The sequence below is a fragment of the Streptomyces paradoxus genome (assembly GCF_014202475.1).
In the GTDB taxonomy this organism is placed as follows: Bacteria; Actinomycetota; Actinomycetes; order Streptomycetales; family Streptomycetaceae; genus Streptomyces; species Streptomyces paradoxus.
In genome coordinates this window covers 88,855-100,140 of record NZ_JACHGV010000003.1, presented here as the reverse complement: position 1 = coordinate 100,140, position 11,286 = coordinate 88,855, and the positions used below count along the sequence as shown (strand labels likewise).

The window sequence follows — 11,286 nt, the reverse complement described above, 5'->3', positions numbered from 1 at the left end:
TCGCCTTCCACACCGGAGGCGACGAGGGCGCGATCTGGGAGAGCCCTTTCGCCGACGAGTGCACCGCCAGACTCCAGCGAAGACAGCGCACGTTGAACGACATTGGCACCGCGACTCCTCTTCACCCGGCCAGCCGTCATATGATCTCCACCTGGATCACGATCAACGGGTCGGCCAGGGCACCGATCGACGCGCGGAGAAGCGGGGCCAGCTCTCCCTCCTCACCGACCAGTCCGACGCGCTGGAGCTCGACCAACGAAGCTCACAGCTCCTGCGGCGGCGCCTCCCCCGTCCAAGAGGGTGTGCGAGAACCGTCATGTGACGGGCCGCCAGTCGCAAGCGGGCGAGGGAGCTGTCGTACGAGGTCACTGGTACGGGTTAGTCTCGCCGTAGCGGGCGCGGTGCCTGCTACTTCTTCTCGTCTTTCAGTTCCTTGGCGTCCTGAGTGCGCTTGGTCGCGCAGTGCCTTGGCGACCGCGCCGCACGTCGTCTGCCAGCTCTTGAGCCGCCGACGGACGTTGTCCGCGTTCGGCCCCGACCACGTCTTCGTCCCGGTGCTGCTGTGCTTCTCGGCGGCATCGACAAGAGAGTCGATGTCCGTCAAGCGACCACAGTCGACTGGTCCGCTGGTTGAGTTCCTGAATGTCTCGATTTGCCATAGCAGCCTCCCTCGCTGCCCCAGAGCCCCCAGCATACTGGCGCTCCGTGCAGACCTTCCTGGGGCTCCTCACCGGTGTGAACACCACTTGTTCACATAAAACTCCGATCCTCGAAGGCGCTGGACTGCAACTACGTCTGGTGCGGTAGCGTCCCCTGGTGCAAACGGATAGTCCGTTTACTCATGTGACACGGGGAGGATCGCCATGGATCGCGGTGCAGATCTCACTCAGCTTCGGGAGCTGTCCAAGCTCTTCAGCAAGAAGGCGACCGACCTCCAGGGCCTCATCAAGGCTCTGGAGACGGCCACCACCAAGAGCTCGGGCTACTGGAAGGGCCCCAAGGCCGACCGCTTCCGCAACGACTGGCACGACGTGAAGCCGACGTTCGACAAGTGGGTCGACACGCTGAACGACGCCAGCAAGTCGGCCAATACCAGCGCCGACAACATCGAGCGCGCGACCTGAGCTGACGCGTAACGCGCGGATGTCGCAGCTGCCGGGGCATTCCTTCGGGGTCATCAAGCCTCGGACGGGATGCCCCCGGCGGCGTTTCAACCGGGATGTACGGTGCCCGTGCGTGTCACCAACACTTTCAGGAATGACAGTGGTGACATAAGCGAGTGTGCGCCTTGCCCCCGCGCCAAAAACTCACGCGCGCTGACTCAGGCGTCCTTATTGTACATACGCGCTTCACTCTGTGACACCTTCTCGGGTTCACTCCGAATGGCAGCGTCGAGGATGGGAAGCAGCTTGTTGACCTGTTCACCCAACTTTTTGTTCCGCCCTTCCAGTTCCTGGTGCCAGGCTCGAGCGTTCTTCCCGACCCAAACCTTGTCACCGCCGATTTGTTCGGCCGGACCCTTGAGTGCCTTTCTGATGCTCTCCACCTCCTTAGCCAGGTCGCTCCGCAGCCGCTCAAGGTCCGCCTTCCGCGGATTAGGCACCTTGGCCTCCGAATCTGCCACAATCCCACCCCTCAATCATCACAGTTCCGGCTGTTATACCCACCGTACCAGCGACCTCCGTGCGCCGATGAGGCCCCCGTGGATGCAGTGAGCCGGCGAGCGTCAACTCCCCCTCCCATAAGTCGTCCGGAGATCACATTGCTTGCCACTCCATCACCTCATAATCTGAAGCAATGAGCTCAAGCGAAACGGCCCAGGACGCCCCCAAAGCCCTCGTACTACCCACCATGACCGAGGTGCCTCAGGGACCTGACGGCTCCCCCCTCGTCGACGGCACCGTCGACGTCATCCTCGTACCCATGGCCGACGCAGGTGGCGAGGAGCGGCTCGTCGCACTAGCTTTCACATCCATCCCCCTGTTGGTCGAAGCCATGGGAGAAGGGCAGCCCTGGGTCATCATTCCCACCGAAGAAGTAGGGGAGGCGCTCAGCGGGTCGGGCGCTACCGCGGTATTGATTGACCCTCAACTGGCCGACAGCGCGGAAGGGAAACACACCGGTGGTTGATCCCAACTTCTCCGGAATCAATCCAGACAACCTCTTGAGGACGATCAAGGACCTTGAGTCCAGCGGCAAGAAGCTGCACGGGGCAAAGTCCTCATATATGGGCAGGTTTCAGAAGTTTGGGCTAGAAACGAGCAACCTGACAGAAGTCGGAAAAATCGCCAGCTGGGTCGATGACGAGTTGCCCATGCTTCGCCGCCGCCAGGCACTCGCAGCAGCAATGGAGCTTGACCAGAAGGGAATTCAGAAACCCGGTGCCATGGTACAGCTTCGCGAGCCCGTCGCGACGATAGGCGAGGCTCGAGGCGCTGGAAAGAAGCTTGCTGAGGATGCAAACAAGGCGGCTAAGCTTGATCCGAGCAAAGCGGGTGCTGAATTCCACCGGATCGCCGAGGAGCTCGCGAAGCACAAGGGTGACGCCGACTTCACCTCGGCGTTCTACGCCAAGATGGATCCAGACCTCGTCAAGAATCTGCCAATGGTAGTCGCCGCTGCCAACGCTCCAACGGCCAAGGACGATGTGAAGGCCTTCGGGGCCGCATTCACCACGGCGGTCAACGCTGAAAGCCCTGCTCCCGGCTTCGACAAGAAGGCTGCTCTTTTTCATGGGCAGTTCACTAAGGATGAGCCGACCGCGGTGTTCAACCGGGCACTCATGCAGGGAGACGACCCGGAACTCTGGGACATCGCTTGGAAACACACTCAGATTGCCGCGAAGAAGCTGCTCGACCCAGCTGACACATGGTCTGACAGTGCTGGACTACTGGCCAGCGTCCTCGGCGTGCAAGCAAAGTACGCAAACAACTTCTGGACTAGCGCACAAAAATTCAGCGATGAAGCGGCTCAGTTGAAGCAGCAACGCCTCAACGCCATGACTAAGGCGGAGAAGCGAGCCTTCAAGAACGCAACCAGTCGCGCCGCCAAGGCCTCTGGAAAGTCTGCACGCGAGGCCGAACGAATTCTTTCCAAATTCGGAATGGGATCGTTCTCCCGTCTGATGGAAGCATCCATCGCTGACGGTGGAAGTTGGCTGATCAACAAGGTTCCCGGAATCAAGCCGCCAAGCACCACCTCACTGTGGGGTCGTGCCCTCCGGACCGGGGGAAAGCTACCACTCGTCGGGAGTCTTCTCACCGTTGGTGCCATCGGTTGGGATATAAGTAACGGTGAGGAGAAGGACGTAGCTGTTGCCGCAAATGTCGGCGGCATGGCAGCTGGTATGGCAGGAACCTGGGCCGCTACGGCGACGGTTGCTGCTGTGGGCGGGCCGGTCGGCTGGGGAATCGCCGCAGGTGTCGTGGTGGGCTTCGGCGTCGGTTACGCCGTGTCGTACGCCATCAAGACGGAAGCGGGCAGGAAGGCAGTTAACGCTGTCACGGGAGCGGCCAAGAGCGCAGGCAAGGCGATCGGTGACGCTGCATCAGGCGTGAAGAATACAGTGAGCGGATGGTTCTCATGAGGTTTCCCGGTAATGGCTAAGAAGAAGAGAAAGCCCCGTACGGGCCAGCATCAACTTCCACCTCACGTGAAAGAGGCACGCAAAGCGGTTGCCGAAGCGGCTGCCTGGAAGCCTCGGCCGAAGCTCCCGCAACGTCGCGTAATCCTGGCGATGTCGGGGATATCCCTACTGTGCATCGGCATAGCCCTGGCTCTCTGGTTGCCTTCGTATTACTTGGTACGGGACCTGCGCTCCCGTGGCGTCGATTCCGCTGCCACGGTCGTTGATGTCGACTCGAAGCCGAAGTTCGTCAAAGTTCGCCTCGTGAGCGGCCCCAGGGCAGGTGACGAGGTAAGGATGTCGGACTACGCGGGGATGTACCCCGACACGCACGCCGATGCCTCACTGGTCGTCACATACGACCGCGACAACCCATCGCGAATTCTCGCCCGCGCTTGGGTGGAGGACCCGCCAGCGAACCTGCCGGCATACGGCACTTCGGCCCTGGCCATTATCTGCTTCGGGCTCGCCACGGCAGTGATCTGGCGTCGTCTCTGGATTCTTCGCACCTTTGGCCCGGATGAACCGGTCGCCTTGTCGACGGCAGACAATAAGCCGAGTGACGAGGGCGTTCCCAAGATGAATCCCTAGTTTCACTGCCTGGCATTCAGCGCGATGGGCTCCCACTCGGTGAGTGGGAGCCCATCGCGTTTCACGCGTTCATCACGGCCTGCACCGGCACGAACGCCCCACCGGCCACGAACAACCCGCTACCTGCCGCACCACCCCCGCTGTTCGCGGGCAGCCGGATGCCGAACAGTTCACCGTCCGAGGAGCTCTGCGGCGTCAGCAGCAGGCCGTTGCGGGATTTCCGTGCCTCGACCGCGAAGCCCCGGTACTGGCCGGACAGTGAGTCCGTCGTGCCGGCGGCGAGCAGGCCCACACCGCCGTCTGCTCCCTTGCGGATGACACCTTCCAGCGGTTCGTCGAGCGGTGCGTCGTAGAGGAGTTCGGCGTCGTCGACCACGACAACGTACGGTCGTCCGTCGAACTGGTCCTGGATCTCCTCCAGTTCGTCGCCCGAGCTGTCCGCGTTGAGCATGCCGAGCACACCCTCTCGTCCCTCGAGGTCCCGCAGCGGAGACCGGCGAGGTGTGACGACCACCAGAGGCGTACCTGCGTGCAGAAGCGACTCGGCGGCGCACAACAGTGCCGTCGAACGGCCGGACTTCGGCGGGCCCGCGATGACGAAGCCCGGTCCGTTCTCCTCCAGGTCGATACCGATGGGGTGAAGTTCATCGCCACCCACGGCGAGGAGAGCCCACAGGGGCGACGGCGGAGCGAAGTCGGGGTCCAAGGCCAGCGCTTCCGACGCTGTGATGCGCGTCGGAAGGGCGTCGACTCGCAGCGGACGTCGGCCCGCCGGAACGCGACCATAGCGGGTTCGTGCTTCTTCCGCGATCTCGCGTAGCGCACGGACCTGGACCTGACCGGCAGGGTCCTGCGCCAGCAGCCCGATCTGCGTCTCGTCCACGCCCGTGTCCGTGATACGCAGGGCCCGCCCGGACGGCATGTTCTTCGGTACTTCACGAGCATGAAGACCGGCCGTGGAGTAGTCGTTCGGGTCGGCGAAGCGCATGACGAGACGGTCGGCGAAGGCCGAGGAGACGTGACCGCTGAGGCCACTGCGGTCGGCCGTCATGACGACCTTCAGTCCCGCTGCCGAACCCTCGCGGAAGAGCCTCTGGGCCGCTTCGAGCAACTGACCGTAGTTGTAGTTCTCGAAGGTGGACGCGAAGCCTTCCCAACTGTCCAGGAGCAGCACCATCCAGGGCAGACGGTCCTCCGGAGACGCCCCCGCACGCTGTTCCGCCGCGCTCGACGCGCCCTCCATCGCCAGGAGTTGCTGACGACGGGCGACCTCCACCTGAAGGCGCTGAATCAGCCGGCGGACCCGGTCCGGCTCGTCGCGGGTCACCACAGCGCCCGCATGCGGCAGACGCACCAGCGGCAGCAGGGCGTTGGAGCCGCAGTCGATGCCGTAGACGTGCACGTCGAGGGGGGAGGTGCTGCGGGCCAGGGAACCAGCCAGAGTGCGCAGCGCGGTCGAGCGGCCGGAGCGCGCGCCACCGAGCAGCAGGGTGTGCTCGCCATGGACGAGGTCCAGGGACACCGGCACACGGGTCTGACGGGCCGGAAGGTCGACCAGGCCGTATGGGATGGGAGCCACGTCGTCGCCCGTTGCGGCAGGCGCGCCGCCGTACGTGATCAGTTCGTCCAGCGTGACGGACTCCGCCAGCGGCGGCAGCCACGGGCTGCGCTGCTCGCCGAAGCCCATGCGCTGCGCGCCCTCGCGTACCGCGTCCACGAGGACTGCCAGGTCGGTGACCATCGTGCCGTCGTCCTCGGCCTCCTCGCGCTTGGGCAGCGGGCGGGCGTAGGCGTTCCAGGCCAGGGGGATGAGCGTGGCCTTCGGGCCCGTCTGGCCAGTGGCGGGGCGGCGGCCACCGATACGGGCCGACTGCACACCGACCAGGGACTGAGCGCCGGAACGGACGTACATACGGCCCGGGGTGGACTTCGCAATGGCACCTGAGTCCGGGGCGTCGATGACATCCATGGACTCGGAGGCGTCCGTGACTCGCAGGGCGATGCGGAGGTTGGTGTTGGCCCGGATGTCGGCGCTCACCACACCCGCAGGACGCTGTGTCGCGAGGATCAGGTGCACGCCCAGGGAGCGGCCTCGGCGTGCGATGTCGACCAGGCCAGCGATGAAGTCGGGCAGTTCGGCGACCAGGGACGCGAACTCGTCGATCACCAGGACGAGCCGGGGCATCGGCTCCAGTTCGGGTCGAAGCTTGCGAGTGTCGTTGTAGTCCTCGATGTCCTTGGCTGCGGCTTCCAGGAGGATCCGCTCCCGGCGATGCAGCTCGGCCGCGAGCGAGGCGAGGGCCCGCTCGGTCAGGTGGGCGTCGAGGTCGCTGACCATACCGACCGTGTGCGGCAGGCGGGCGCAGTCCATGAAGGCGCTGCCGCCCTTGTAGTCGATGAGGACGTAGTTCAGGGCATCGGGGCGGTTCGCGACCGCCAGCGAGGCGATGATCGTCTGGAGGAGTTCTGACTTACCGGCACCCGTTGTACCGGCAACCAGTGCGTGCGGGCCGTCACGACGGATGTCCAGGACGAACGCGCCGTCGGCGGCCAGACCGACGGGTGCGGAAGTCGTCGCACCGCCTGCCTTCCAGATGCGCTCCACGTCGGCACCCACTGGGTTGGGCATGTTCAGCAGGTTAAGCAGCCGGGCCGAGGTGGGCAGAGCGGAATCGGCGTCGTCGCGACTGACGTCGCGGATGGGGGCCAGGGAGCGGGCCAGGAGTTCGCACCACTCGTAGGGGACCTGGTCGGCGAGGACGTCGCCGACGGCCTCCAGGCCGTAGCCGCGCACCCGGACGTGATGGGAGGCGTCCAGTGACCAGGCCACGACGGCCTTGCACTCCTCGGGCAGCAGCCGCTCGTCCTCGTCGATGCAGAGGGCGAAGATGCCGTACTGCGGGCCCTCGGTTAGGAGTTGCGGGACGCCTGGTACGCGGCGCAGCAGGCGCGCTCCATCGAGGATCAGGAGCACGTTGGCGTCCGGATACAACTGGCCCGTCATGTTGTGCTGTTCGCGGGCCGCCTTGCGGCGAGCCAGCTCGTTGAGGAGTTCGTTGACCCTGCGGCTGATGCCCTCCGAGTCGAGACCGACCAGGGCGACGCAGTCCTGTCCCTCGTCGGGGTTGGTGTGCGGCAGCCAGCGGGCCCAGTGCCACTCGGCGCCCGCTGAGGGCGTCGCCGCCAGGGATACCAGTGACAGGTCCCGGGGACTGTGCAGCACAGCGGCCTGCACGCTCAGCCAGCGCGCGGTGGCGAGGGCGCGGGCCCGGTCACCCGCGATGCCGACCACGCCGAGCCGGGCGAAGGGCAGGGTGACGGGGACGTCCGGAAGGGTCGGGGGCTCCGGGGGTTCCTCGTCGTGCGAGCTGCCGCGCGCGAAAACGAGTTCCACGTCGGAGGGCAGGGCGCCGAGCCCAATGCGCAGTTGCATGGCGTCCGGGTCGGTGAGCCGGCGCTCCCACAGGCGACGGCGGGGGCCGGTCGCGAAAAGGAGGGTCTCGGCCGGGTCGGGGTTGTCCTCGCGGCGGGCGCGCTGCTCCTCCTTGCCGAGAGTGACGAGTTCGGCCTCGTGCGCCGCGAGATCCTTCTTGTACTGCTTGAGGGACGTCTTGTGCTTCTTCTTGCCCTCGTGGTTCTCACTGATCCACTGGCCCAGCATCATGAGCGGGCTCATTAGGCAGAACAGCAGCATGTAGATCTGCTTGGTGATGAAGTACATCGACAGCCCGAACAGCATGGGCATGAAGGCCATGATGAACTGGAAGCGTGCCCGTTCCCCCTTGGAAGGTGGCACGGGCACGGCCAGCCGACGCCGAGGCCGCAGCGGCGACAGCCGAGGGGGGCGGTTGTAGGCGAGGCCGCCCTCGCTCATCGGAGACAGGTGGGCGTCCGGCTCGGCCACCTTGTCGAGCACCAGCAGCGAATCGCCGACCCGTACGACACCACCGAGCGGCCAGGGCGTCCCGGCCGTCACCGCGTCATCGTTCAGTTGGACGCTGGCCCCTGCCTCCGGAGTGAGGGTGACGTTGCCCTGAAGGTCGATCGTCAGCCGGAGGGCGATCGGTGGCAATGAGGCGTCCGGCAGGGGGAGCGAACAGGTCGGCGCCGATCCTGCGGTGGCCGCGCCGACACCCAGTCTGACCACCCGCCCGGAGCCGGGGCCGCCGGCCACCCGCAACTCGTATTGTCCGACGGGCTCACCCTTGCGCAGCAGCGGGCCAATGAAGCGGTCGACGGAGACGCGCATGCCGTCCCGCAGGACGCTGGCTGCGGGTGCCGCCGGATCACACAGCACCCCGTCCGCCCACAGCGCCGGCGCTCCTGCCACCGCCGTCCCGTAGCCGGGCAGCGAAGCCAGTGAGGTGCCGGGCATGGCCACGACGTTCCCCGGCCCACCGTCACGCGCAGCGCCGGTTCCTCCGACAGTCTGCGCCAACACCTCCGCGACATCGCCAGCCGTGGCGGTGTCGTCGGCGACGACGACGACGTCCTCCGGCTCACCGCCTTCGCGTACGACCGTGACCAGCATCCGCATGATGGTCGTCCTCCCCGTCGGCCCCTGTGGCCACGTTCGTTAACTTCAGCTAACGGAGACTATGGCAGTCCCCTGCATCGCGCCCTAGCGCCCCGGCGTCACACCGCTGGCATCGCGTATATCTCCGGCCCGTTCGTCACCAACAGTCGGTTTCCCACGTGAGCTGTCTGCCACGGAGCCCCGGAGTCTTTGTCATCGGTCCATGTCCAGCGCACGTCCCCGGTCTTGGCCTCAAGGGCGATGACGCCCCCGGACAGCGGTCCGGCAGCGCAGTAGAGCGTCGTGCCGACCCTCACGAACGACTCTGCCCCGCCACGGTCCTGGTCCTCGCAGAGCCAGAGCCGCTGTTGCGTCTTGACGTCGACGGCCCAGATGCCGCGGTCGTAGTCGCTGACGTAGAGCACGCCGTCAATGACGGCCGGGTTGTTGAAGCCGCGACGGCCCATGGGGGCGAGCGTCCAGCGGGTGCGGCCGGTCTCCGCGTCGACCGCTGTCAGCTTCTCGCCGGGCAGGAAGACGAGGCCGTTCGCGACCGTGGGCTGCAAGGCCCAGTCGTCGCCGATCTTCTGCGTCCACAACTGGTCGCCGGTCGCGGTGTCGCGCACGGTGAGGTTGTGGTTGGAGTCCGCGTAGACGAGGTACTTGCCGGCGACGGTGCCCTGGACGTCGTAGTCCCTCGTGCCCCAGTCGCGGTGCTGCAGCCACACCTTCCTCCCGGTGCTGTGGCTGATCGCGGCCATAGCGGTGCGATATTCGGTGGCGCTCGTGGCCTGTGTGTAGTCGGTCGCCGTGACGTACACGTTCTTGTCGTCGATGGCGATCGTACTCTCGATGCCGAGTTTCTTGCCGAGGCGGCTGCGCCACACCTCCTCGCCGGTCTTTACGTCCCGCGCGACGAGGACCCCCTCGACGCCGCTGTCGGTGAGGAACACCTTGCCGTCGTGGAACAGAAGCTGGGAACCGGGGGCACAAACGTCAGGCTTCGACCAGCGGGCCTCGCCGGTCTTCACGTCGTACGCCACCAGAGGGTCGCCGCTGATCAAGAGCAGGCCGTCGTGGATGAGGAGCGGTACGTCCGTGGTGGTGCTGTCTTCGGCCGCTGTCTCGTGCCACAGGGGTTGGGGGGCGACTCCGGCCGGCGGGGTGGTGAAGTTCTCATCGCCGGGCTGAGCGGAACCGGCGCCGTTCGTGCCGGTCGCCCCGTCGGTGGTGTCGCCGTCCGAGCCGAGCCACGAAGCGGCGCCCCCGCCCGCCGCCGCGACGGCGGCAGCACCTCCGAGCGCGAGACCGAGGACGCGGCGGCGGGAGGGAGCGGTGGAATTGGTGGCGACGGTGGAGGCCGGTCCCAAGGCGCCGGGCTGTCCGAGAGCGCCGTGGCCCGGCGGGGTCGTCCCATATCCAGGGGCGGGAACGCCGCCCGGAGGTGGGGCGTAGCCGGGGACCGGGGTTCCCTGGGCGGTAGCCGCGGGGGAGCCGCCGTGCCCCGGAGCCCGTGGAAACCCGTAGCCGGGGGTCGGTGTCCCCGATGGCTTTGGTGTCCCGTCTGTCATCGCCGGTGCGGGCCCGAAGGACGCGGCGGCCGCCGGCTGAGGCTGCTGCGGTGCCTCCAGGTCCAGGATGCCGGCTGCATGTGTGGCGATCGTCGAGGCCACCGCCGACGGCAGCCAGTCGCTGAGGACACCCTCGACGCCCTGCGGGGCGAGCGCCGCCACAATCTCCGACGGCACTGGCCGATGCGCCGGGTCCTTCGCAAGGCATGCGCGGACGAGGCCCAGCAGTTGCTGCGGTACGCCCTCGACGTCGGGCTCCCCGTGCACGACCTGATACAGCAACGAGGCGTGCGAGACGGTGCCATGGCCGAAGGCGCCCCGGCCGGTCGCCGCGAACGCGAGCACTGCGCCCAGCGAGAAGACATCACTCGCCGTGCCGATGCCCTTGCCGAGCGCCTGCTCCGGTGACATGTAGCCGGGTGAGCCGACCACGACTCCCGTCTGCGTCATACGGTTTCCGTCCACCGCCCGCGCGATCCCGAAGTCGATGACGCGCGGACCGTCGGCCGCCAGCAGCACGTTCGACGGCTTCAGATCGCGGTGGATCAACCCCGCTGCGTGTACCTCCTGGAGGGCGGCAGCGAGGCCTGCGGCCAGTGCGCGGACGGTACGTTCCGGCAGTGCACCGTGCGCGGCGACGACGTCCGTGAGGTCCGGGCCGAGCACGTACGACGTCGCCAACCATGGCAGCGGCGCGTCCGGGTCGGCGTCCACGACCGGGGCGGTGAAGCGGCCGGAGACTGCCTTGGCAATCTCGACTTCGTGGCGGAAGCGGTCGCGGAAGTCACCGTCCGCGGCAAGATCCGGACGTACGACCTTCACCGCGACGGTACGGCCACCGGGCGAACGGGCCAGGTAGACGCGGCCCATGCCGCCGGCGCCGAGTCTTCGCAAGAGCCGGTAAGGACCCAACTCCGCTGGATCGTCCGGCTGCAGTGTCTCCATGGGGGGCCTTCCAGGCATTGCGCGATGCGGCACGCGTC

General features: G+C 66.5%; 7 protein-coding genes. 4 read left to right on the top strand and 3 right to left on the bottom strand.

Features of this window, described 5'->3' with window-relative positions:
- The first annotated feature begins 863 nt into the window (after nt 1–863).
- Nucleotides 864–1,124: a WXG100 family type VII secretion target gene (locus tag HNR57_RS10080; protein ID WP_184559090.1), complete on the top strand. Its 261-nt coding sequence runs from the start codon at nt 864–866 to the stop codon at nt 1,122–1,124.
- Nucleotides 1,125–1,321: 197 nt separating this feature from the next.
- On the opposite strand, the gene HNR57_RS10075 is transcribed toward HNR57_RS10080, so the two are convergent.
- The gene (locus HNR57_RS10075; RefSeq protein WP_184559088.1) at nt 1,322–1,624 is read right to left on the bottom strand and encodes a hypothetical protein; all 303 of its coding nucleotides are present in this window, start codon (nt 1,622–1,624) and stop codon (nt 1,322–1,324) included.
- Between the two features lie 227 nt (nt 1,625–1,851).
- Here HNR57_RS10075 and HNR57_RS10070 point away from each other — a divergent pair, with 227 nt between their 5' ends.
- From HNR57_RS10070 to HNR57_RS10060, 3 genes are read left to right on the top strand one after another with little or no spacing between them, the layout of a single operon-like run.
- Nucleotides 1,852–2,130 carry an SAV_915 family protein gene (locus HNR57_RS10070; RefSeq protein WP_246554431.1) on the top strand — a complete coding sequence of 93 codons (279 nt, stop codon included), beginning with the start codon at nt 1,852–1,854 and terminating at the stop codon, nt 2,128–2,130.
- Nucleotides 2,123–3,586, top strand: coding sequence for a hypothetical protein (locus HNR57_RS10065; RefSeq protein WP_184559085.1), 1,464 nt, complete (start codon nt 2,123–2,125; stop codon nt 3,584–3,586). Before HNR57_RS10070 ends, HNR57_RS10065 begins: the two co-directional genes overlap by 8 nt.
- Nucleotides 3,587–3,598: 12 nt before the next feature.
- On the top strand, nt 3,599–4,216 hold the full coding sequence (locus tag HNR57_RS10060) for a hypothetical protein (protein ID WP_184559083.1): 618 nt from the start codon (nt 3,599–3,601) through the stop codon (nt 4,214–4,216).
- A 61-nt stretch (nt 4,217–4,277) separates the two neighbouring features.
- Here the strand turns inward: HNR57_RS10060 and HNR57_RS10055 are convergent, their stop codons facing one another.
- Both HNR57_RS10055 and HNR57_RS10050 read right to left on the bottom strand, forming a co-directional pair.
- Nucleotides 4,278–8,753: an FtsK/SpoIIIE domain-containing protein gene (locus tag HNR57_RS10055; RefSeq protein ID WP_184559081.1), complete on the bottom strand. Its 4,476-nt coding sequence runs from the start codon at nt 8,751–8,753 to the stop codon at nt 4,278–4,280.
- Between the two features lie 98 nt (nt 8,754–8,851).
- Nucleotides 8,852–11,248: a serine/threonine-protein kinase gene (locus tag HNR57_RS10050; protein WP_184559079.1), complete on the bottom strand. Its 2,397-nt coding sequence runs from the start codon at nt 11,246–11,248 to the stop codon at nt 8,852–8,854.
- Nucleotides 11,249–11,286 lie beyond the last annotated feature (38 nt).